The organism is Amycolatopsis bartoniae (assembly GCF_014191255.1).
Classification (GTDB): Bacteria; Actinomycetota; Actinomycetes; order Mycobacteriales; family Pseudonocardiaceae; genus Amycolatopsis_E; species Amycolatopsis_E bartoniae.
Map to the genome: position 1 here is coordinate 866,722 of NZ_JACHWH010000002.1, position 21,315 is coordinate 888,036.

Here is a 21,315-nt window from a genome sequence, read left to right on the forward strand (position 1 = left end):
AGGATCACACAGTGGACGACCCGTACGTGGCCCGCGCACTGGCCGCCGCGGTCGCCGTGGGGCGACGGCTTGGGCTGCCCGTGGACGACCCCGAGGTGCTCGCCTGGAAGTCGAACGTGCTGGTCAGGCTGGGTCCGGCGGTGGCGAGGGTGCCCGCGACGACCCTGCTGGCCCGTGACCCGGTGGCCGACTGGATGGCCCGTGACGTGGCATTGTCGACGTTCCTCGCGGAGCGGGAGGCACCGGTCATTCCGCCTTTCGAAAACCCCGGTCCGCACTTCGCGCAGGGACTTCCGGTGACGCTGTGGCGTTTCACACGTCCCGGCACCGCGTCCGTGCCGAGTGGGGTGGGCGTGCTGCTCGCCGAGCTGCACGCGGTACTGGCGGAGTTTCCGGGCGAGTACGGGGAATGCGGCCCGGCGGTGGACCTGGCGCGGTGGCTGGAGTACGTCGAGGACAGCCGCGTGCGCGACGAGGTGGCGCGGGTGCTGGCGGAGCTGCCGGACCTGCCCGTGCAGCCCCTGCACGGCGACGCGCACACCGGGAACCTGATGGGCACGGCCGACGGTCCGAAGTGGCTGGACTTCGAGGACAGCTGGCGGGGCCCGCTCGCGTGGGACGTGGCGTGCCTGGCGAACTCGTCGGACGGTGCGGCGGCGGACTATCCGGGCGAGGTCGAGGGCCTGCCGGAGTACCGGCGGCTGCGGAGACTGTACGGGGTCTGCTGGCGTTTCGTGATAGCGCGGCGGTTTCCGGAGCGGCGGGGCGAAGCGCTTGCCGCGGCGGCGGAGTACTTCGCCTAACGCCACCACCCCAGTACCGCCTCGGCCAGCGCCTCCGGAGCCTCCAACGGCGTGAGGTGTCCGGCGCCGCCGAGCACGGCCAGCTCCGCCTTCGGCAGCGCGTCCGCCATGGCCCGCGCCGCCTCGGGCGGGGTCAGGCCGTCCTCCTCCCCCACGACGACGAGCGCCGGAACGTCCGCCGCCGCGAGGACGTCGGTGGAGTCGGGCCGGGCGGCCATCGCGCGTGCCGCCCACGCCACACCGGACGGCGGCTGCGACTCGATGAGGTCCCGCGCCGTCTCCACGACGTCCGGGCGGGTGGTCCGGGTCCGCTCGGACAGCAGGTTCGGCAACATCGAGTCCGCGAGCCAGCCCCGCACGCCTTCGGCCTCGGCCCGCGCCGCGACGCGCTCACGGTTCTCGGCGGCCTCCGGCGCGTCGGCGGTGGCCTTCGTGTCGACCAGCACCAGCCCGCCGACCCGCTCGGGCGCGAGCCGCAACACCGCCATGGTCACGTACCCGCCCATCGAGCAGCCACCGAGCACGACCCGGTCGAGCTCCAGCCGGTCCAGCAGCGCGACCACGTCTCTGGCGGCGTCCTCCAGGCTGGGCGCGCGGTCGGTGTCCGGCAGCGGCGTGCGGCCGAGGCCCCGCTGGTCCGGCGTGATCAACCGGCCGTGGGCGGCCAGCGGCGCGCGCACGGAGTTCCACATCCGGGCGTCGACGGGGAAGGCGTGCAGTAGGAGCAGCGGGAGGTCGGCCATGACGCCCATTCTGTCGGAGGGGCGCGCTAGCGTCCTGCCTGTGTTCTCCGAGATCCGCACCGAGCGGCTCCTGCTGCGCCGGCTCACCGAAGCCGACCGTGCGGACGTGGTGCGCATCCAGACCGACCCGAGGACCAACGTGCACCACCCCAGGCCGCCGGACGAGGAGGAGAGTGACGCGAAGTTCGACTCGTGGCTCGACGACTGGGCCACGCACGGGTTCGGCTACCTGCCGGTGCGCGCGTTGTCCGGGCAGGTGCTCGGCGTCGGGGGGCTGCAGCTGCGGGTGTTCGGCGCGGAGGAGGTGCTGAACCTCTACTACCGGTTCCTCCCCGAGGCGTGGGGCCGCGGGTACGCGACGGAGATGGCCGAGGCGGTGATCGCGTGGGCGGAGGAGGCGGTACCGGAGTACCCGGTGCAGATCAGCGTGAGCGTGACGAACCAGCCGTCGCTGAACGTCGCGAAGCGGCTGGGGTTCGCGACGTTCGCCGAGACGCTCCACGAAGGCGCCATCACGCGCCACTTCCGCCGGGACTGAGAACTTGACCGTGTGCCGCAAGGGAAATCCCGGCCTACGGCCACAGGGCCGCGCGCCAGGCCCGGCACGACCAGCGGGAGACCGCCGAAGTGAGCGTGCGCGACATCCTGCGCATGGCCACGCAGCGGTTGCGATCGCTGACCGCTCGTTAACGCTTCCGAGTGGGACGGCGGCGTTCGCGTGCCTGCCAGCAGGCCCGGTGCCAGTGCCTGCGGTCGGCCACCGAGCCCGTCTCGTCCGCGGGCCACGCCACCACGTGCGCGACGCCGGCGGGAATCTCCTGGTCGCAGCCAGGGCAGCGGTAGATCTTCGTGGCCTGGCTGCCGGGCACCGTGCGCACGAGCCACTCGCCGTCCGAACCGGACTCCGTGCGGGCCCAGCCGGTGGCCGCCCCGAGCTCGACGGGACGGCCACGGTGTGGTTTGTTGCGGCGCGGCACCTACCGCACAGTACTGGGGCGCCGGAACGTCAGCGCGACGAGGAACGTGAGCCCGGCGATCACGGCCGAGACGACGAACGCGTGCGTCATGCCGGTGACCAGAACCTCCCGCGGTGAGCCGGTGGCGTGCCGGGTCGCGGAGCCGAAGACGGTGACCAGGATCGCCAGGCCGAGGGTCGCGCCGGTCTGCTGCATGGTCTGCAGCACCCCGCCCGCCGCGCCCGCGTCCCGCGGCGGCACGGTCGCCATGACGATCACGTTCAGCGGCGAGAAGGCCAGCCCCATGCCGAGCCCCATCAGCAGCATCGGCACGAGCAGCAGCGGGAAGTACCCGCTGTCCACGGAAAGCCGCGTCAGCAGCACCAGCCCGGCGGCCATCAGCGTGGTGCCGACGAGCGCGACCGGCTTGGGCCCGAAGCGCGGCAGCAGGCGCGGGATCAGCCGGCTCGTGCCGAACACCAGCAGCGCCATCGGCAGGAACGCGAACCCGGTCGCGAGTGCCCCGTAGCCGCGCACCTCCTGCACGTACTGCGCGAGGAAGAAGAACATCGACATCCCCGCCATCGGCCCGAGGAAGAAGTTCGCGTACGCCGATGCCCGGTTGCGGTCGGCGAACAGGCGCAGTGGCAGCAGCGGCTGGGCGGTGCGCAGCTCGACGACGAAGAACACGACGAGCAGGACGACGCCCGCGGCGAGCGAAAGCAGCGTGGTGCGATCGCCCCAACCGTCGCTGGCGGCACGGATGAAGCCGTACACCACGGCGGCCACGCCACCCGTCGCGGTGACGGCGCCGGGCAGGTCGAGCCTGCTCGGGTGGCGTTCCGGCTCCCGGAGATGACGTGCGGCGAGCGCGACCGCCGCGACGCCGAAGGGCACGTTGATGAACAGCACCCACCGCCACGACAGCCATTCGGTGAGCAGGCCGCCGAGGATCAGGCCGACCGCGAAACCGGCGCTGGCCATGCCGGAGAACAGGGCGAGGGCGCGCAGCCGCGCCTTGGGTTCGGTGAACGTGGTGGTGAGCAGGGCGAGCGTGCTCGGTCCGGCGGCCGCGGCGCCGAGCCCCTGCGCGATGCGGGCGATGAGCAGCCACGTCGAGGACTCGGCGAAGCCGCCGGCGAACGAGGCGAGCGTGAACAGCGTCAGGCCGCCGATGAAGACGCGGCGGCGGCCGAACAGGTCGCCCGCGCGGCCGCCGAGCAGCAGCAGGCCGCCGAAGACGAGGGTGTAGGCGTTGATCACCCAGGACAGCGAGGTCGCGCTGAAGTGCAGGTCGGCCTGGATGCGCGGCAGCGCCACGTTCATCACCGTGGCGTCGAGGATGATCATCAGCTGACAGGCCAGCAGGGTGGCCAGGACGATGCCGGGCCGGTGCGGCCGGACGTCCGGGGCGAGCGCCGCAGCGTTCGCGGACAGCGTTCTTTCAGGCAAGAAGTGCTCCAGTGAATGCGCGAAATCAAGCGGACGGACTCTCCGCTTCCATGGAGCTATCATATGGAGGATGTCTCCGGTTGTGCAACCCTATTCGGAGATTCCGTCCGTTTCCAGGAGGAGGGTCCGTGGGATCAACGCCGACGCCACGCCCGATGCGCGCCGACGCCCGCCGCAACTACGAGCGGATCGTCGAGGTGGCGCGGGAGGTCTTCCGAGAGCACGGGCCCGAGGCGCCGCTGGACGACGTGGCGCGGCGGGCCTGCGTGGGGCCGGGCACGCTGTACCGGCACTTCCCGAACCGGGAGGAGCTGATCGCGGCGGTGTACCGGGCGGACCTCGAGGCCCTGGCCGACCAGGCGTACGACCTCGCGGAGCGGCTGGAGCCCGGTGAGGCGCTCACCGAGTGGCTGCGGGTGCAGGTGGGCTTCGCGCTGCACAAGCGCGGTCTCGCGGCGAAGCTCAAGGCCGCGATGGACCGCGACGCGGAGGGGTTCGCCCTGTGCAAGACGAAGCTCAACGAGGCTGCGGCGACCCTGGTGAAGGCGGCGCAGGACGCGGGCGCGATCCGGCAGGACGTGCGGCCGCGCGACCTGCAGCTGATGGCGCACGGCATAGGCGTGGCCACGGAGGCGACGCCCGACGCGGCGGAACGCCTGCTGACGGTGATGCTGGACGGTCTACGGCCGCAGTGAGGGCTGGGTAACGCCGCCGCCCGGGCTCACTCGCGGTGGGCCAGCGCCAGCGGGACCAGCTGTTCGGCGGTCGTGAGGGAGCCATGCTGGCCGATGAGCGACGACTCGATCGGTTCCGCCTCGCGACGGAGCAGGCCGAAGCGGTCGCGGGCCGCCACGACGACGTCTCCGATCCTCGGCCGCACCCGGTCGCTCACCCGCGGCCCGAACCACCCCGCCTCGATCGCCTCGTCGCGCGTCACCACCCAGGCGCAGCCGGCCAGCTCCGCGCGCCACGCCGCGAGCACGTCCGCCAGCGCCCCTTCCCGCGCGTACACGTGCCGCGCCCGCACCTCGCCCGCGATCGTGCGCACGCCGTCGAGCAGCTGCGGCATCGCGTCCAGGTCCACCGCCGTCCGGTCGACCGCCACCATTCCGTGGTCGGCCACCACCGCCAGCGCCCGCCCCGGCGTCAGCCCGTCCACAATGGACTCGACGAGCCGGTCGACCTGGCGCAGCTGCATCCGCCAGGCGGGTGAGCCCGGGCCGTACAGGTGCCCGAGCTGGTCGAGCTGGCTGTGGTAGGCGTAGCAGAACCCGGGCGCGGTCTCCAGCACCCGCAGCACCGACGCGGCGAGGTCCCCGAGCGCGTGCACCCCCACGTACTCGCCCCCGCGCTGCACCGCCTCGGTCAGCGCCGACTTCGCGAACTGGGCCTCCGACACGACAGTCGCCCGCACCCCCGCCGCCGCGGCCCGCGCGAACGTCGTCGGCAGCGGCTGGACGTCCTGCGGCGGCAGCCGGTCACGCAGGTCCGGCCCGCCCGGGTGCCCGGACCAGCGCAGCGCGTTCAGCACGCCCGCCCCGGGCACCTCGAAGGTGTAACCCGTCATGCCGTGCTCGCCCGACGCGACGCCCGTGCCGATCGCCGCCAGCCCCGCCGCCGTCGTGGACGGATAGCCGACCTGCAGCGGGCTGCGGTTCAACGCCGCCAGCACCGGCGCGTCGGCCGCGTGCTGCTCCAGCAGCTCCCAGCCGAGCCCGTCGACGAGCAGCACGCAGGCAGCCGACACCGTCGGGAGGTCCAGCGTGTTCGCGAACCCGGGCACCCCGAGCACCGCGAGCACGGAGGGCACGACCTGCGCCAGGTGGGGGCGGTTTCCGACGGTAGGCAGCTCCACGGTCCCAGCTTGGCAGGGACCCCTCCCGCCGCGCACTTCCAGCGGGATAATGGCGGCATGCCGACCTACGCCTACCGCTGCCGCGAGTGCACGGAGACCTTCGAGGTGAACCGCCCGATGAGCGAGTCCGCCGCGCCCGCGACCTGCCCGGAGGGGCACGCGGACACCGTCAAGCTGCTCACCACCGTGGCCCTCACCGGCTCGGCCGGCGCCCCGGCCCCCACGGGCGGCGGCTGCTGCGGCGGCGCCTGCGGCTGCGGAAACTGACACTCCACAGTGGACGGCGGCCAGCCGCTTCAGGTGGGGCCGTCAACCGGCACCGCCGCGGGTTCTGAGGGAGCTTCTCGCGAGGACAGCGCCGACGTGGTGACCTGGAGGTCATGAGTCGGCGATCCCGGAGCGAGAAGCTTCCTCAGGTTCCGCTACCCGCACCGGCCGTCAAGCCTTGAAAACCCTCTTTATTCCTCGCCGAAGTTGCTCTCGACGAGGTCCTGGACGGTGCGGAGGGCCTGAGCTGCCTGTGCGCCGCGGGCCCGGACCTCGATCCGGTCGCCCTTGCGGGCCCCGAGTGACATCAGCGCCAGCACGCTGTGCGCGTCGGCCTCCTGCTCGCCCAGTGCCACGCTGACGTCGGCCTCGATGCCCGCCAGGCTGCGCGCCAGCACCGCCGCCGGCCGGGCGTGCAGGCCGACCTCGTTGCGCAGCTCCAGCTCGACGCTCTGCGCGTCCGCCCCTGCCGTGTCCTGCGGCGCCTCCAGGTCCGGCGCCGCGGCGGCCGCCGCCGCGGACAGCACGTCCGCCCGGCTCGCCCCACCCTGCGCCGCGACCGCGGCGGCCACCGCGCCCTCGACGAACGGCGCGTCGGCCACCACCGCCGCCTCCGGGTCGGCCAGCGACTCGACCGCCAGCTCGGCCGTCATCTGCGCGCTGCCCAGGTCGTACAGCAACACGACCCCGGCGCCGCCGTCCGCCCGCTGCACGGCCGCGACGACCCGGTCGTAGTCCGTGCCGATACCGCCGTCGGGGAGCCCGCCCGCGGCTTCGATCGTCACGTCGGGCGCCATCTGCGCGGCGACCTCCGCGAGCCCCTCGGCGAGCTTCGCGCTGTGGGACACCAACACCAGTCCGACGCGGTTCACCGGGCCGCCTCCGCGAACGCGCCCAGCAGCAACGACGTGGAGCGCGCACCCGGATCCAGGTGACCCGCGCTGCGCTCCCCCAGGTACGACGCCCGGCCCTTGCGCGCCACCAGGTCCACTGTGGACTCCGCACCCCGCGCCGCGGCTTCCGCGGCCGCCTGCAGCACCGACGCGACGTCCGTACCCTTCTCCGCGGCCGCGACCGCGGGCAGCAGCGCGTCGACCATCGTCTTGTCGCCCTCGACCGCCTTGCCCCGCGCCTGCACGCCTTCCAGCGCGGCCCGCAGGCCCGCGACCACGGCGGCGGCGTCCAGTTCGGACGCGTTGCCGACCGCTGTGGACGCACGCAGGAAAGCCGTGCCGTACAACGGACCCGCCGCGCCGCCGACCTTCGAGATCAACGTGGTGGCGGCGAGTTTCAGCACCGCGCCCGGCGTGTCCGGTACCGCGGCGTCGAGGGACGCCACGATCGCGGCGAACCCCCTGTTCAGGTTCTCGCCGTGGTCACCGTCGCCGATCGCGCGGTCCAGCTCGACCAGCTCGGCGCGGTGTTCGGCGACGACCTTCGCGGCGGCACGCAACGCAGCCGCGACCCCGTTCGCGGTGCAACTCATGTCAGGCCCTCCAGCGCAGTGCGGCGGTGTCGACGGGAGCATCCCACAGCTCGGTCAGCTCATCGTCCAGTTTGAGCAGTGTCAGGCTGATTCCCTGCATCTCCAGGCTCGTGATGTACGGCCCGACGAGCCGCCGCTCGACCGCGATGCCGCGGTCGGCCAGCAGCCGTTCGGCGATGCCGTGCGCCAGGTACAGCTCGACCGGCGGGGTGCCGCCCATCGAGTTGGTGAACAGCAGGACCCGGTCGCCCTCGGCGAACGGGAGGTCCTCGACGACGGCGTTCAGCATCCGCTCGACGAGTGCGTTCGCCGGCTCGATCTTGATCCGCTCGCGCCCGGGCTCGCCGTGGATGCCGATGCCGAACTCGATCTCGTCGTCGGCGAGGGAGAAGCTGGGCTCACCGACGTGCGGGACGGTCGGCGCGGTGAGCGCGACACCGATCGAGCGGACCTGCCCGATCACCTTGCGCGCCAACGCTTCCACCGCGTCCAGCGAGTCGCCGCGCGCCGCCGCGGCGCCGGTCAGCTTCTCCAGCAGCACGGTGCCGCCGACGCCACGGCGACCCGCGGTGAACGTCGAGTCCGCCACGGCCACGTCGTCGTCGATCACGACACTGCGCACGTCCAGGCCCTCGGCGGCGGCCAGCTCGGCGGCCGTCTCGAAGTTGAGCACGTCGCCGGTGTAGTTCTTGACGATCAGCAGCGCGCCCGCGTCGGAAGTGGTGGCGGTGACCGCGGCCTGCACGGCGTCGGGCGTCGGGGAGGTGAACACCGCGCCCGGGACGGCCGCGTCGAGCATGCCGGGGCCGACGAAACCGGCGTGCAGTGGCTCGTGCCCGGAACCGCCACCGGAGATGATCGCGACCTTGCCCGCCACGGGGGCGTCGGCGCGGACCACCACGTCCGGTTCGTACTGGACGCGCACGCGGTCCGCGTGCGCTGCGGCGAAACCACGCAGGGATTCGGTGACCACGTCCGCCGGATCGTTGATGACCTTCTTCATGCGCGCCTCCGTTGGCTTTCGATCTACCGCCTTCTGTCTACCTTCGTTTCCCTGGCCGCGCTACGGGTGCGGGAGCTTCGGCAGCAGCGCGTGCACCACCGTGAGCGCCTTGCCGCACGCGTCGTCGTTCCCGGCGTCGTCGTGGAAGTTGTCGTACTCGAACGACACCACCTCGCCGTGACCGTCCGAGGTCGGCCGGTGCAGCCACTCCACCGTGCACTCCTTGCCCGAATGGGTGTCGAGCTTCTGGTAGCCGGTGACGCCGCCGCCGAGGTCGACCGGGGTCTCACCGTCGTCGGCGGAGGGCAGGACCTTCTCGTCGAAGTCGAGGTAACCGGTGGCGGCACCACCGTCCCAGGTGCACCCGTGCATGCCGTACGGGGTGGGGTCGGAGCCGCGGCCGAGCACGTTCGTGATCGTCGTCTGGTCGACCAGCGTGCAGAAGTCCAGGTCGAGGAGCGAACCGGCGGGCCGCGACAGCTTGGTGGGGCTGCCGTGCAGGCGCCGCACCACGTTCCGCAGCGCGGTCTGCCCCGCCCCGCACGGGTCGCCGCCCTCGTAGGTGACGCCGACGGAGATCCCGTACCCCGGGCTCCGCGAGGTCAGGGCCGTGGCCGTGCACAGGTTCCCGTCCGGTCCGGAGACGCGCAGCGGCAGACCTTCGACAGTGCCGGAGGTGTCGCCGGTGCTGACCGCGATGTCGTCGAGCTGCAGGCTGACGTGGATCTTCTTGCCGCCCGCGTCGGTGACGTCGGCCGAGCACTGGCCGAGCGAGGAGGTGTCCTGCGAGCTCGTGTCCACACTGCCGAGGTCGGCGAGGTCCGAGGCGTCGAGCAGGGCGCACGGGTCGACGGTCCGCAGCGCCGCGAGCGAGACGGCGGCGTCGGTGATCGGCCCGTCCGGGGCGACCGAGGCGGTGACCGTGGTGCGCGGGAAGTTCTGCTTGCTCAGGTCGGGGCCGCACGCGGTGGCGAGCAGCGCCGCCAGCAGTACCGTCGCAACGAGACGAGGCCGGGCGGAACGGGCAGGAAAACGCACGCCTGCACCGTAACCGCACCGGCCTCGCCCAGTACGTCGAACCTGTTATTCGGCCGCGGGGGTGTTGTCTTCCGCGGCGGGTTCCTCCGGCACGCGGATCGGCCGCACGAGCGCCCACACCACGAACAGCGCGGTGAAGATCAGCAGGCCGACGCCGGCCCACAGGTTGATGTTGACGCCACCCGCCTTCGCGATGTCCGCGTCGTCGGTGACCGCCGCGCCCATGATCGTCAGCACGATGCCGTACACGCCGGTCAGCAGGGCGATGATCAGCCGGATGTCGAACGCGCCCGCCTTGCGCGTCCGAGAGGTGGTTGGGGTTGCCATGGCTGTCGTCCTCCTAGAAGGCGATGTTCAGCAGGATGGTGATGACCAGGGCGATGCCCGCCAGCAGCACGGGCTTGCGGTACCAGCCCGCGTCCTCGCCGGTGGTCTCGTGCTTGAGCGTGTCGCGCGGCGTCAGCGAGTACACCAGGCCCGCCAGCTCCGACTCCGGCTTGGCCGGGGTGAACATGGTGACCACGACGCTGACCACGATGTCGACCACGAACGCCGCGATCGCCGCCACGAAGCTCGTGCCCTGGCCGGGCAGGTTGAGCGCGCCCGTCTTGCTCAGCACGAAGATCACGACGGCCGCCGCCGTGCCGAGCACCAGACCGGACCAGCCCGCGGACTTCGACATCCGCTTCCAGAACATGCCGAGGATGAACGTGGCGAACAGCGGCGCGTTGAAGAAGGAGAACAGCGTCTGCAGGTAGTCCATCAGGTTCGAGTAGGTCGAAGCGATGGCCGCGGTGAGGATCGCCAGCAGCGTCGCGACCACGGTGACCACGCGGCCCGTCGTCAGGTAGTACGAGTCGGGCCGGTTCTTCTTGATGTAGGTCTGGAAGATGTCGTAGGTGAACACCGTGTTGAACGAGCTCAGGTTCGCCGCCATGCCCGCCATGAACGAGGCGAGCAGGCCGGCGATCGCGACGCCGAGGATGCCGTTCGGCAGCACGTCCCGCATGAGCAGCAGCAGCGCGTCGTTGAACGTCGCGCCGCTGGGCGCGGACTTGCCGTCCAGCAGCGCCTGCTTGTTCTGGCCCATCAGCTCGGTGACGCTGACCGCGGCGATCATGCCCGGGATGATCACGATGAACGGGATGAACATCTTCGGGAACGCGCCGATGATCGGCGTGCGGCGGGCCGCGGACATGCTCTTCGACGCCATCGCGCGCTGGACCTCGACGAAGTTCGTGGTCCAGTAACCGAAGGAGAGCACGAAGCCGAGGCCGAACACCAGGCCGAGGACGGACAGGAAGTTGCTGCCGAAGCCGGTCAGCTGGTTGCCCGGCCACGAGTGCAGCTGCGGCGTGCCGCCGGGGCTGTTGGTCACCTTGTCGACCAGGCCGTGCCAGCCGCCGACCTTGTACAGGCCGGCGATGGTGAGCGGGATCAGCGCGGCGAGGATGACGAAGAACTGCAGCACCTCGTTGTAGATGGCGGCCGAAAGCCCGCCCAGCGCGGTGTAGACCAGCACGATCGCCGCGGCGACGATGATCGAGACCCAGATGCTCCAGCCGAGCAGCAGGTTCACGACGTTGGCCAGCAGGTACAGGTTCGCGCCCGCGATCAGGATCTGCGCGAGCGCGAAGCTGGCGCCGTTCACCCAGTGGGCGGTGGGGCCGAAGCGGCGGAGCATGAACTCCGGCACGCTGCGGACCTTGGAGCCGTAGTAGAACGGCATCATCACGACGCCGAGGAACAGCATCGCCGGGATCGCGCCGATCCAGAAGTAGTGCGCGGTCGGCAGGCCGTACTGCGCGCCGTTCGCCGACATGCCCATGACCTCGATCGCGCCGAGGTTCGCGGAGATGAAGGCCAGACCGGTCACCCAGGCGGGCAGGGATCGTCCGGACAGGAAGAAGTCGAGGCTGGTCGAGACCTGCCTCCGGGCCAGGTAGCCGATGCCGAGCACCAGCACGAAGTAGAACGCGAGCAACACGTAGTCGATCGCGCTCGCATCAAGTCGCAGGTTCGCTGCGGCTAGGACATGCACCGGTGCACCTCCACGAGTCAACACCATTCAACAAGAAACACCAGGATCAAGCTGACGAGCGCACATTACTACCTGGCGTTCGGACATGTGAACTTCGCCGGTGCGCCTTGTCCATGTTGAGACCGAGGCTGTGAGCAGCCAACCGCGTCCGGCGGGGTTCGGCAACTCGAAGAAGGGGGAAAAGGGCAGCTCGGATGGGCTTGACGGGAAGCCCTCAGAACAGGCGGAACTCGTCGCTTTCCGTGCCGCGCAGCTTGTCGTAGTCGAGCGTCAGACAGCGGATTCCCCGGTCCTCCGCGAGGGTGCGCGCCTGCGGCTTGATGAGCTGCGCCGCGAACACGCCCTGCACCGGCGCCAGCAGCGGGTCCCGGTTGAGCAGTTCCAGGTACCGGGTCAGCTGCTCCACCCCGTCGATCTCGCCGCGGCGCTTGATCTCCACCGCCACCGACCGGCCCTCGGCGTCGCGGGCCATGATGTCCACCGGGCCGATCGCGGTCGGGTATTCGCGGCGCACGAGGGAGTAGCCCTCGCCGAGGGTGGTGATGTGCTCGGCCAGCAACTCCTGCAGGTGAGCCTCCACCCCGTCCTTCTGCAGGCCCGGCTCGGCGCCCAGCTCGTGCGTCACCTCGTCGATCCGCTCCTCGATGCTGATCACGAGCTTCTCGCCGGCCTTGTTCTGCACCGTCCAGATGTCGCCGTCCTCGATGAGCCAGCACGGGGGGCTCATCCAGTTCAGCGGCTTGTACGCCCGGTCGTCCGAGTGGATGGACACGGACCCGTCGGCCTTGATGAGCAGCAGCCTGGTGGCCATCGGCAGGTGGGCGGTCAGGCGGCCGGCGTAGTCGACCTGGCAGCGAGCGATCACGAGGCGCACCCGAGGAGGGTAGAAGACGCCTTGGGCACACTGTGCGGGTGGATCCCATTCGACAGGTCAGCTCCCGTGAGGTGTACCGGAACAACTGGATGACGGTGCGCGAGGACGGCATCCGCCGCCCGGACGGCTCCCCCGGCATCTACGGCGTGGTCGACAAACCCGACTACGCGCTCGTCATCCCCCTCGACGGTGACCGGCTGCACCTGGTCGAACAGTTCCGCTACCCGCTCGGCCTGCGCCGCTGGGAGTTCCCGCAGGGCACGGCGCCCGATCTCGCCGAGGTGGAGCCGCTGGAGCTGGCCGCCCGCGAGCTGCGCGAGGAGACCGGGCTGGTCGCGGGCAAGCTGGAGGAGCTCGGGCTGCTCGACGTCGCCCCGGGGATGGCGAGCCAGCGCGGCCGGGTCTTCCTCGCCACCGACCTGACGGAGGGCCCGCACGAGCGGGAGCACGAGGAACAGGACATGCGCACCGGATGGTTCCCGCGCACGGAGTTCGAACGCCTCATCGCCCGCGGAGAGGTCACGGACGCCCAGTCGATCGCGGCGTACGGTCTGTTGCTGCTGCACGAACGAGGGCGCTAGTCCCAGTTCGGTTTCCGCTTCTCCAGGAAGGCGGCCATGCCCTCGCGGGCGTCCGGGGTCTGCGACGCGGCGGCCATGACCTCCAGTGCGATCGCGTAGGCATCCGCCTCGGGGCGGTCGAGCTGGGCGTACAGCGTCGCCTTGCCCATCGCCTTGCTGGCGCGGCTCCCCCGCGTCGCGCGGCCGAGCAGTTCGGCGACGGCTTCGTCGAGCTGCTCGTCGGGCACCACGCGGTTCACCAGCCCCCAGTCGAGCGCGGTCGCGGCGTCGATCGGGTCGCCGGTGAGGGCCAGTTCCATCAGGCGCTTCCGCCCGACCGCGCGGGCCACGGGCACCGCCGGGGTGTGGCAGAACCAGCCACCCTTGCCCCCAGGCAGCGCGAACCCCGCGGACTCCGCCGCGACGGCCAGGTCGCACGACGCGACGAGCTGGCAGCCGGCGGCCGTCGCGAGCCCGTGCACGCGCGCGACGACGACCTGCGGGACGGATTGGATGGTGTGCATCAGATCGGTGCACAGCCGCAGCAGCGCACGCACCCCGTCGAGGTCACGGGCGGCGACGTCACCGAAGTCGTGCCCGGCGGAGAACACGGGCCCGGCCGCGGCGAGCACGATGCCGGTGGCGTCGGCCGTACTGGCTTCGCGGAACGCGGCCAGCAGCTCACGCAGGTGCTCCTCGGACAGCGAGTTCCGCCGCGCGGGCCGGTTCATCGTGATCGTGATCGTCGCGTCCTCGCGCTTGACGAGGAGATGCTGGTACTCGCCCATGACGTCGACCGTACGCGCTCACAGCATGGTGCAGATCCACCACAGCGGCACGGCCATCGCGGTGGGGTCGGCTGCTGCAGACGAGTCGAAACGCACTAGGGCTCCTCACGATCGGGTGTTTGTCCTGAATGGACGGCTGGACTGTAGGCGCGATGATCACCCGGCCGCAACAGTCCGCGGTGTACTCCGAACGTGCGCGTCGTACCGCGCTATAGCTACTGAACGTGCGCTTAGCCGCACCCAGACGTGATCCAATCAGGACTTTCACCGTCAGGAGCAACTCTGCGTAGAGCACTGAGTTTCGAAGCGTGAAAAGTCGATCTCACCTATTTGAGTGATACGGCTTTGAGGCATGCCCTGCCCCGGTGTCACGGGCCACCGGGATGACCGGCGTGGCGCCCAGCTCCGCAGCCCTGCGATCGACGACCTCCGCCCGCCACTCCTCGCCATGCTGCCGGTACCGCACGGCCGCCCGCTCCCACGCGCCGCGGGCCTCCTCGTGCTCCCCCAGCCGCAGCCACGCCCGCCCGAGGAGGTCGAGCGCTTCGGCTTCCGCGCCTTGGTTCTCCAGCACCAGGGCGAGTTCGAGCGCCCGCCGCCCCGTACGAACAGCCTCCGCCGCCCGATCCCGGTCCAGCGCCAGCTCCGTCAGCACCACGTGCAGGCGCAGCCCGGCAGCGACGTCCTGCACCTGGGTGAACAGTGCTTCCGCGCTGACACCCAGCTCGTCGGCATGCCGGTGCCGGCCGCGGAACCGGGCGAGCGCGCACAGTTCGGTCAGGGTCGCCAGCTGCCCCGCGGTGTCGTCGAGCTGTTCCCGCAACCGCAGCGCCCGCGTGAAGTGCTCGGTTGCCGGTTCGAGCAAGCGCTTTTCCGCGAGGATCTCGCCGAGCCAGTGCTCGGCCTTCGCCTCCCGCTCGCGGTCTCCCAGCTCCCGCGCGAGCCTCAGGCACTCCCGGAACATCTCGGCCGCGGCCCGGTTCCTGCCTTCGCGCCGGGCCAGCTGTGCGAGGTTGATCCGCACGGTCAGCTCCGCCGTCGGGTTTCCGAGCGGCCGCACCAGCTCCGCCGCCCGGCGGAGGTGTCGCCCGGCGGCCGCGGTGTCGCCCGTGATGGTCAGGTAGTGCCCGAGGTCGTTCAACGTCGTCGCGAGCGTCCCCCCGTCCAGCTCCGCGCCCAGCACCGCGGTGTACGCGTTGATGATGTCGGCGTAATGCCCCATCCGCGCGAAGGCGTGCGCCGTCAGGTGCGGCACGGGCCAGGCGAACCCGGGCAGCCCGGCCCGCAGCGCGCAGCGGATCACCGCGCTGAGGTTGGCGCGTTCGAGCCGGTACCAGCGCATCGCGTCCGCTTCGTCCGCGAACGCACGGGGTTCGCCGTCCTCCGGCAACGGCGGGCGGGCGAGCAGGGGGAAGACCGTCCGGTGCGCCTGGTACGCGCTGTGCAGGTAGTGACCCAGCATCCGCCGTCGCGCCTGGTCGCTCTCCGGGTCGCGCTCGGCGAGCCCGGCCGCGAAGGCGAGCAGCAGGTCGTGCATGCGGTACCGGTCGACCTCTCCCGGCTGCTCCAGCAGGTGCGCGCCGACCAGTTCGTCGAGCCGCCGCCGGGTCTCCGGCACCGGTTCCCCGGTGAGCGAGGCAGCGGCGTGCACCCCGAACTCGGCGCCGGGATGCACGCCTAGGAGCCGGAACAGCCTCGCGGTGCCGACCGGCAGCGCCTCGTAGGACAGCGTGAAGACGGCGGTGAGACTCGCGTCCGGACCGTCGCCGTCGTGACCGATGCCCAGCAGCAGCTCCCGGTCACGCAACTGGTCCGCCAGCGCCCGCAAGGGGATCTCCGGGCGGCTCGCGGCTCGCTCGGCGACCAGGTTGAGCGCCAGCGGCAGGCCCCCGCACAGCTCGGCGAGCTCCTGCAGGCCCTCCCGCGCGCGACCGCGGATCCGGCCCGACAGCAGGGTCATCGCGTCCGCGGGCGCGAGCGGTCCGACGGTCAGCGCCGGAATCCCTTGCTGCACCGCGAGTTCGGTCAGCCGATGACGGCTGGTGATCACCACCGGGCAGGAACCGAACAACGGCAGCAACCCGCGCACGTGCGCGGAGTTCCGCGCGTTGTCGAGGATGACGGCCATGGGCCGGGCTTCGAGCAGCACCCGCAGCTTCTCCGCCCGTGCCACGGAACCGGCGGCGTGCTCCACCGGTTGTCCCAACTGGGCGAGGAAGGACTCGACGACCTCGTCCGCCTCCATCGGATTGGTCCGCGAGACGCCACGGAGGTCCGCGAAGAGCACCCCGAGACCGGTGTGCCGCGCCCAGCGCACGGCCGTGGCGGTCTTGCCGACCCCGCCCAGCCCCGAGAGCGCGACGGCCGATCCGCTGAGTTCGTCCAGCGCTTCCAGCAGGTCGGCACGGCCCGTGAAGTCGACGACCTCGCGCGGGAGCCGCCTCGGCAGGGGCGGCTTCGCGGGCGGTTCACGGTGGACGACCGGCCTCAGCCGCTCGTGGTGGTCGCGCAGCTCCCTGGCTTCCTCGTCACGCCCCTCGTCCTGCAGTCGCCGGTACGCGTTCAGGTAGTACGCCGTCGCTTCGCTGTGCCGCCCGAGCGCGTGCAACACGGTGAGCCGCCGCTCGGCGAAGGCGGTTTCGGGCCGGTGCCGTTGCTCCAGCTCGCGCAGCCGGAGCAGCGCAAGGTCGTAACGGCCCAGCGCGATCTGCTCGTCCAGCAGCAGCTGGTTCGCCGGCAGCCACTCGTCCAGCAGGACGTGCCGCCGCCAGTTCCGCGCCGGCTCGGTGTCCAGGTCCGCGAGCGGGCGGTCGCGCCACAGCGCCACCGCCGCACCGGCGTGCTCCAGTGCTTCTTCGTGCTCTCCGCGATCGGCATGGGAACGTGCGCGGAAGATCAGTTCCCGGAATCGCCAGTAATCGATCAGCCGCTTCTCGACCTCGAGCACCAGGCCGCCGTCGGCGGTGATCAGCCGAGCTTGCGGGCCGAGGTTTTCCAGTGCTTTCCGGATTCGGTGAGAGTAGGTGTGGAACGTGATTTTGAGGTCTTTCGGCGGCCGCTCGGGCCACACCCACTCCACCAGACGCTCGAAGGAAATTCGGCGGCCGGGCTGCGCGAGCAGCACCGCCAGGATCTGGCGGACCTTGCGGGAGCCGACGAGGTGCACGCCCGGCTGACCGTGCACCTGCACGATCGTGCCGCCCAGAATGCCGAACATGATTTTTCCCGACATCGGACACCACCTCCCGGCCCCCATCCCAGAATGCCACCGTAAACCGTGATGCGTGGTGAAAAGAGCGATTTCCCCGGGCCTGACATCCGCCTGTCAGAAATCGCGCCGGGATGTCAGGACATTGTCCACCCAGCTGCCCGGGCGTTGTCAGGTGCACGGGAAACGCTCCACCGCATGGACACGAACCTCTGGATCCGCGGGCCGCTCGGGCCGGACGCCTCCGCTCGGCGCACCCGCGTCTGCAAGAACGTTCTCGTCGTCGTTCCCACCGTGGCCGCCGGGACGCGGTTGCTCGACGTGCTTCCGCTGGTCGAGGCGGACTTCCGCGCCCAGGCGCTGTTCACCGTGCCCCACACGACCGACGTGTGGCCCGGGCTCGGCGACTTCGTGCGGGCGCAGGGCGGGCTCGCCGTCCCGTGGCAGCAGGCCGTCCGGCACCGGTGGGACCTCGTGCTCGCCGCCAGCCACCGGCACCTTCCCGACCTCGACGGGCCGATCCTCCTGCTGCCCCACGGCGCGGGCGCCGCCATGTCGCGCCGCTACAGCCGGAAGGCCGGCGGGGCGCAGGTGCCGACTACGGGCCTCGACCGTGAGCTGCTCACCTACCGCGGCCGCGCGCTGCCCGCGGCGCTCGCGCTGCCGCACGAGGACGAGCTGTCCCTGCTCGGCAGGCTCTGCCCCGAAGCGCTCGACCGCGCGGAGGTCACCGGGGACATCTGCCTCGACCGGATGCGCGCGAGCCTGCCCTTCCGGCACCAGTACCGGCAGGCGCTCGGCGTTCCCGACGACGAGCTGCTGGTGACCGTCAGTTCCACCTGGTCGCCCGACTCGCTCTTCGGGCGGCTGCCACGGCTGTGCCGCGCACTGCTCGACGAGTTCGCACACGTCGCCCTCGTCCTTCATCCACAGGTGTGGACGGTGCACGGCCGGCGGCAGATCGCCGCCTGGCTGTCCGACTGCCCCGGGCTCCGGTTGATCCCGCCGGACGAAGGCTGGCGGGCCACGATGATCGCCGCCGACTGGGTGATCGGCGACCACGGTTCCACCACCGCCTACGCCGCCGCGACCGGGCGTCCCGTCACCTTGGCCACGTGTCCCGATGTCCGCGAAGGCAGCATCGCCGCGGTCGTCCGGGAGCACGCACCCCAGCTGCGGCGGAACCGCGGGCTCGCCGGGCAACGGGCCGAAGCCGTCGACCGCGCCGCCGTCCTCCAGAACGCCGTCCTCCCGGCCATCACCTCACGGCCCGATGCCGCCGCGCCCGCCTTGCGCGCGCTGATCTACCGGCTGCTCGGCCTCCCCGAGCCCTCCCACGCACCGGCCGCCGGTGCCGTTCCGCTGCCCCGTCATGGCTGAGGCGGGCGTGTACCGGGTCCTGGTGCGCTTCGGGAACGAGGAGGTCGACTGCCTGGTCGCGGTGCGACACGAGACATCCGCGCGCTGGCTCGCCTGCGCGGACGTGGTGGTCGACGACGAGGCCGCGGTCGTGGCGGCGGCCGTCGGCTACGCCTGGTGGATCTCGGCCAGCCGCGCGGCCACCTGCCCGGCCCGCGGATCGGCCGACGACTCGTAGATCTCCCGGGCCTCGGTCAGGTGCTCCCGCGCGGAATCCCCGCGTCCGCAGGTGATTTCCAGCTCTCCGAACGCGAAGAGGACCTCGGCGACGTAGTGCGGCGAGCCCACCTCGCGGGTCATCGCCAGTGCTTCGCGCATCAGGGGCAGTCCCTCCTCCGGGCGGCCTCGGCAGGCGTGCAGCGCGCCGAGTGCGGTCAGCGTCCGCGCGTACTGGATCGGATCGTCCAGCTCCGCCATCGAACGGGCCGCCGCGGTCAGCTCCGCCGCCGCCTCGTCCAGGCGGCCGAGGTCCGTCAGCACCTCCCCCGCGCGCCGGCGGCACAGCGCCACACCGCGCGGCACCCCCATCCGCGCCTGGACACCGGCGGCGTCGCGGAAGTAGTCGAGTGCCGCCGGCAGGTCGCCCGAGCCCCGGGCCGCGCGACCGAGCTGGGAAAGCGCTGTCGCCATCGTCAGGTCGTGCTTCTCCACGCGACCGAGGCGCAACGCCAGCTCGTTCTCCGCGGTCGCCTCGCGGTAGCGGCCCAGTTTCGCGTACGCGAAGCCGAGCTGCGACCGGATCCGGGCCTCCGCGAGCCGGTTGCCGCACTGCTCCGCCGCCGCGACGCCGAGCCGCTGCAGCTCGATCCAGTCCTGGTAGTGCCGGTGGTGCAGGAAGTGCCCCCACAGCGCCTCGCAGAACTGCCACACGAGGTCCGGCCAGCCGCGCCGGGCCGCCTCCAGCAGCGCGCCGCGCACCGCGGCCTGTTCGCGGACCAGCCAGTCCCCGGCGTCCTCGATGGGCCGGGGCAGCGGGTCTTCGGTGTAGTACCGGCTCAGCCGCCAGCGGTGCGGATGCACGACCGCGTCGGCCTTGACCGTCATCGCGAGGTACCACTCGACGATGGCCCGCCGCAGAGCCTCGCACCGTTCGGGCGGCAGGTCCTGTTCCGCACGGGCGGCGGCGTGCGCGCGCACCAGGTCGTGGCACCGGAACCGGCCGTGCTCGTCCTCGCTCAGCAGGTTCGCGTCGAGCAGCTCTTCGAGCGCGTCGTCGATCTCCTCGGGCTCCGCTTCGGTCACGTCGGTCAGCACGTCGGCGTCGAAACCGCCACCGGGATGCAGTCCGGCCAGGCGGTAGAGGTGCCGGGCGGGCTCGGACAGGCGCACGACCGACGCGTCGAACACACCGTCGAGTGAGACCTCTTCCGTCGACAGCCGCAACAGCGCGAACCGTCGCCCGAGCGACGCGGCTTCGCGCTGCAACCCGCGGCGCGGGCGGGTGCGCAGGCGGGCGCCGACCACGGCCAGCGCGAGGGGTAGCCCGCCGCACATCCCGGCGAGCGACCGCGCCGCCTCGGGTTCGGCCTCGACACGCTCACGGCCCACTAGTTGCGCCAGCACCTCCGTCGAGTCCTCCGGCGCGAGCGGGCCCAGCTCGACGTACTGCCCTTCGTTCGCGAGCCCCGCCAGCCGCCACCTGCTGGTCACCACCACGATGCCCGCCGCCGGCAGCAACGGGCGGACCTGCGCGGCCGATACCGCGTTGTCCAGCAGGACCGCGATGTCGCGTCCCGCCGTGAGAGACCTGTAGGCCGCTTCGCGCTCTTCGCGCGTCTCCGGCACTTCGTCGGCCGGGACGCCCAATGCGGTGAGGAACTGGTGCAGGACGGTGTCCGGCGTCGCCGGACCCACCGGGTCGAAGGCCGCGAGGTCGGCGTGGAGCTGGCCGTCGGGGTACTCGTCGCGAACGCGGTGCAGCCAGTGCAGGGCCAGCGTCGTCTTGCCCGTGCCCGCGGGCCCGGTCAGGATCACCAGCCGCCCGGCCGAGCTCCGGTACGCGTCCAGCCCGGCCAGCTCCCGCGCGCGGCCCGCGACCACCGGCGGTGGTGGGGGAAGCTGTGCCGGGGTCACGACCGCACGCCGGGTGTACACGTGCAGCGACTGCACCGAACCGGCTTGGACGACGGGACCGGTGACGGTGCCGTCGAGGCGGTTCGTCACCCTTTCCGGTCTACCCCATCATTCCGGGGGCGGGCAAGGACGAACGGTGTTGTGGAAGCCGAAGACCCGTCGTTCGCGGGCGGTCACCCGCGCCATCACCTCCGCGCGGCGCGGGGTGCTCGTCGCAGTGCGGTAGTCCGGGTGGCCGAACAGGCCGACGTCGTCGATCTCGTGGAGGGCCAGCAGGTCGGGGCCGGTCCCCTCGACCCGGCGGTACCGGCGGACGCGGTGCCAGCCGGGGATCGCGAGCAGCAGGGGTACGTGCTCCTCGCGGTACCAGTCGGCCAGCCCGCGCTCGTCCGGGGTCGACAAGGCGACCGACACCACCACGGGCGCTTCCGCGACCGGCGTGCCCTGGTCGTCGATCAGCTCGTACACCCGCCGGTCGAGGGTGTCGAGCCGCTCGACCACCGACTGCTCGCGCGGGCTCCGCCTCCGGACCGCCTGGTACGCCTCGCCGTGGAGCGCCTTGGTGTCCAGCTCGTACCACGCCAGCCAGCCCGGCCGCTCCCCGTCGAGCGCGCGGTACCGGTACCCGCTGCGGATGCCCGGCACGGCCAGTCGCTTCGGGGCGTGCTCGGTGTCGTACCAGTCGTGGAACTCGGGCTCGGGCACGCGGCCGGGCTCGGCGAGAACGAACAGGAGTGCTTCGGTCATCG

At 71.8% G+C, this 21,315-nt stretch carries 22 protein-coding genes; 7 read left to right on the top strand and 15 right to left on the bottom strand.

The annotated features are described in order from the left end of the window. Positions 1 to 11: 11 nt before the first annotated feature. Positions 12 to 803: a phosphotransferase enzyme family protein gene (locus FHX82_RS16050; RefSeq protein ID WP_229881402.1), complete on the top strand. Its 792-nt coding sequence runs from the start codon at positions 12 to 14 to the stop codon at positions 801 to 803. Here the strand turns inward: FHX82_RS16050 and FHX82_RS16055 are convergent. Then, positions 800 to 1,546, bottom strand: coding sequence for an alpha/beta fold hydrolase (locus FHX82_RS16055; protein WP_145935673.1), 747 nt, complete (start codon positions 1,544 to 1,546; stop codon positions 800 to 802). The two genes, FHX82_RS16050 and FHX82_RS16055, sit on opposite strands and share 4 nt — an antisense overlap. A 40-nt stretch (positions 1,547 to 1,586) precedes the next feature. Between FHX82_RS16055 and FHX82_RS16060 the strand changes: the two genes are divergently transcribed. Further along, the gene (locus tag FHX82_RS16060; RefSeq protein ID WP_308431619.1) at positions 1,587 to 2,084 is read left to right on the top strand and encodes a GNAT family N-acetyltransferase; all 498 of its coding nucleotides are present in this window, start codon (positions 1,587 to 1,589) and stop codon (positions 2,082 to 2,084) included. A gap of 148 nt (positions 2,085 to 2,232) precedes the next feature. Here the strand turns inward: FHX82_RS16060 and FHX82_RS16065 are convergent, their stop codons facing one another. Next, positions 2,233 to 2,523 carry an Rv1322 family protein gene (locus FHX82_RS16065; RefSeq protein ID WP_145935671.1) on the bottom strand — a complete coding sequence of 97 codons (291 nt, stop codon included), beginning with the start codon at positions 2,521 to 2,523 and terminating at the stop codon, positions 2,233 to 2,235. Continuing rightward, positions 2,524 to 3,954, bottom strand: a complete 1,431-nt coding sequence (locus tag FHX82_RS16070) for an MFS transporter (RefSeq protein ID WP_229881399.1) — start codon at positions 3,952 to 3,954, stop codon at positions 2,524 to 2,526. A 128-nt stretch (positions 3,955 to 4,082) separates the two neighbouring features. Between FHX82_RS16070 and FHX82_RS16075 the strand changes: the two genes are divergently transcribed. Continuing rightward, positions 4,083 to 4,649: a TetR/AcrR family transcriptional regulator gene (locus tag FHX82_RS16075; protein WP_308431618.1), complete on the top strand. Its 567-nt coding sequence runs from the start codon at positions 4,083 to 4,085 to the stop codon at positions 4,647 to 4,649. A gap of 26 nt (positions 4,650 to 4,675) precedes the next feature. On the opposite strand, the gene FHX82_RS16080 is transcribed toward FHX82_RS16075, so the two are convergent. Continuing rightward, on the bottom strand, positions 4,676 to 5,809 hold the full coding sequence (locus FHX82_RS16080) for an alkaline phosphatase family protein (protein WP_145935669.1): 1,134 nt from the start codon (positions 5,807 to 5,809) through the stop codon (positions 4,676 to 4,678). Between the two features lie 57 nt (positions 5,810 to 5,866). Between FHX82_RS16080 and FHX82_RS16085 the strand changes: the two genes are divergently transcribed. Then, positions 5,867 to 6,076 carry an FmdB family zinc ribbon protein gene (locus tag FHX82_RS16085; protein WP_145935668.1) on the top strand — a complete coding sequence of 70 codons (210 nt, stop codon included), beginning with the start codon at positions 5,867 to 5,869 and terminating at the stop codon, positions 6,074 to 6,076. A gap of 191 nt (positions 6,077 to 6,267) precedes the next feature. On the opposite strand, the gene dhaM is transcribed toward FHX82_RS16085, so the two are convergent. The 7 genes from dhaM to nucS all read right to left on the bottom strand — a co-directional run bounded on the left by dhaM (position 6,268) and on the right by nucS (position 12,518). Beyond that, positions 6,268 to 6,948 (bottom strand): dihydroxyacetone kinase phosphoryl donor subunit DhaM, encoded by a 681-nt coding sequence (gene dhaM / locus FHX82_RS16090; protein WP_145935667.1) that lies wholly within the window; start codon positions 6,946 to 6,948, stop codon positions 6,268 to 6,270. Then, on the bottom strand, positions 6,945 to 7,562 hold the full coding sequence (gene dhaL, locus FHX82_RS16095; protein ID WP_145935666.1) for a dihydroxyacetone kinase subunit DhaL: 618 nt from the start codon (positions 7,560 to 7,562) through the stop codon (positions 6,945 to 6,947). The genes dhaM and dhaL overlap by 4 nt, the downstream gene beginning before the upstream one ends. 1 nt (position 7,563) lies before the next feature. After that, positions 7,564 to 8,565 carry a dihydroxyacetone kinase subunit DhaK gene (dhaK, locus tag FHX82_RS16100; protein WP_145935665.1) on the bottom strand — a complete coding sequence of 334 codons (1,002 nt, stop codon included), beginning with the start codon at positions 8,563 to 8,565 and terminating at the stop codon, positions 7,564 to 7,566. Positions 8,566 to 8,625: 60 nt separating this feature from the next. Further along, positions 8,626 to 9,603: a DUF3558 domain-containing protein gene (locus FHX82_RS16105; protein WP_145935664.1), complete on the bottom strand. Its 978-nt coding sequence runs from the start codon at positions 9,601 to 9,603 to the stop codon at positions 8,626 to 8,628. Between the two features lie 45 nt (positions 9,604 to 9,648). After that, on the bottom strand, positions 9,649 to 9,930 hold the full coding sequence (locus FHX82_RS16110) for a hypothetical protein (protein ID WP_145935663.1): 282 nt from the start codon (positions 9,928 to 9,930) through the stop codon (positions 9,649 to 9,651). A gap of 13 nt (positions 9,931 to 9,943) precedes the next feature. Next, the gene (locus tag FHX82_RS16115) at positions 9,944 to 11,644 is read right to left on the bottom strand and encodes a sodium:solute symporter family protein (protein WP_145935662.1); all 1,701 of its coding nucleotides are present in this window, start codon (positions 11,642 to 11,644) and stop codon (positions 9,944 to 9,946) included. A 214-nt stretch (positions 11,645 to 11,858) separates the two neighbouring features. Further along, positions 11,859 to 12,518, bottom strand: a complete 660-nt coding sequence (nucS, locus tag FHX82_RS16120; RefSeq protein ID WP_183176652.1) for an endonuclease NucS — start codon at positions 12,516 to 12,518, stop codon at positions 11,859 to 11,861. A gap of 38 nt (positions 12,519 to 12,556) precedes the next feature. On the opposite strand from nucS, the gene FHX82_RS16125 reads away from it, so the two are divergent. Beyond that, on the top strand, positions 12,557 to 13,099 hold the full coding sequence (locus tag FHX82_RS16125) for an NUDIX domain-containing protein (protein ID WP_145935661.1): 543 nt from the start codon (positions 12,557 to 12,559) through the stop codon (positions 13,097 to 13,099). Here FHX82_RS16125 and FHX82_RS16130 read toward each other — a convergent pair. Next, positions 13,096 to 13,866, bottom strand: coding sequence for an enoyl-CoA hydratase-related protein (locus FHX82_RS16130; RefSeq protein WP_145935660.1), 771 nt, complete (start codon positions 13,864 to 13,866; stop codon positions 13,096 to 13,098). The genes FHX82_RS16125 and FHX82_RS16130 overlap by 4 nt on opposite strands. 322 nt (positions 13,867 to 14,188) lie before the next feature. After that, entirely contained in the window at positions 14,189 to 17,098 is a 2,910-nt protein-coding gene (locus tag FHX82_RS16135) for an AfsR/SARP family transcriptional regulator (RefSeq protein ID WP_183176653.1), read from the bottom strand. Between the two features lie 174 nt (positions 17,099 to 17,272). On the opposite strand from FHX82_RS16135, the gene FHX82_RS16140 reads away from it, so the two are divergent. Beyond that, entirely contained in the window at positions 17,273 to 18,454 is a 1,182-nt protein-coding gene (locus tag FHX82_RS16140; RefSeq protein WP_145935658.1) for a hypothetical protein, read from the top strand. Next, a complete protein-coding gene (locus FHX82_RS16145) occupies positions 18,447 to 18,671 on the top strand; it encodes a hypothetical protein (RefSeq protein WP_145935657.1) in 225 nt (74 codons plus the stop codon). The genes FHX82_RS16140 and FHX82_RS16145 overlap by 8 nt, the downstream gene beginning before the upstream one ends. Here FHX82_RS16145 and FHX82_RS16150 read toward each other — a convergent pair. After that, a complete protein-coding gene (locus FHX82_RS16150; RefSeq protein WP_145935656.1) occupies positions 18,602 to 20,656 on the bottom strand; it encodes an ATP-binding protein in 2,055 nt (684 codons plus the stop codon). The genes FHX82_RS16145 and FHX82_RS16150 overlap by 70 nt on opposite strands. 18 nt (positions 20,657 to 20,674) lie before the next feature. Beyond that, on the bottom strand, positions 20,675 to 21,313 hold the full coding sequence (locus FHX82_RS16155; protein ID WP_145935655.1) for a hypothetical protein: 639 nt from the start codon (positions 21,311 to 21,313) through the stop codon (positions 20,675 to 20,677). Between the last annotated feature and the right edge of the window lie 2 nt (positions 21,314 to 21,315).

Bases quoted from the DNA above. Each gene is read 5' to 3' on its own strand.
- dhaL (WP_145935666.1), bottom strand. From the start codon at position 7,562: ATGAGTTGCACCGCGAACGGGGTCGCGGCTGCGTTGCGTGCCGCCGCG.
- FHX82_RS16085 (WP_145935668.1), top strand. From the start codon at position 5,867: ATGCCGACCTACGCCTACCGCTGCCGCGAGTGCACGGAGACCTTCGAG.
- FHX82_RS16130 (WP_145935660.1), bottom strand. From the start codon at position 13,866: ATGGGCGAGTACCAGCATCTCCTCGTCAAGCGCGAGGACGCGACGATC.
- dhaK (WP_145935665.1), bottom strand. From the start codon at position 8,565: ATGAAGAAGGTCATCAACGATCCGGCGGACGTGGTCACCGAATCCCTG.
- FHX82_RS16135 (WP_183176653.1), bottom strand. From the start codon at position 17,098: ATGTCGGGAAAAATCATGTTCGGCATTCTGGGCGGCACGATCGTGCAG.
- FHX82_RS16145 (WP_145935657.1), top strand. From the start codon at position 18,447: ATGGCTGAGGCGGGCGTGTACCGGGTCCTGGTGCGCTTCGGGAACGAG.
- FHX82_RS16055 (WP_145935673.1), bottom strand. From the start codon at position 1,546: ATGGCCGACCTCCCGCTGCTCCTACTGCACGCCTTCCCCGTCGACGCC.
- FHX82_RS16155 (WP_145935655.1), bottom strand. From the start codon at position 21,313: ATGACCGAAGCACTCCTGTTCGTTCTCGCCGAGCCCGGCCGCGTGCCC.
- FHX82_RS16140 (WP_145935658.1), top strand. From the start codon at position 17,273: ATGGACACGAACCTCTGGATCCGCGGGCCGCTCGGGCCGGACGCCTCC.
- FHX82_RS16110 (WP_145935663.1), bottom strand. From the start codon at position 9,930: ATGGCAACCCCAACCACCTCTCGGACGCGCAAGGCGGGCGCGTTCGAC.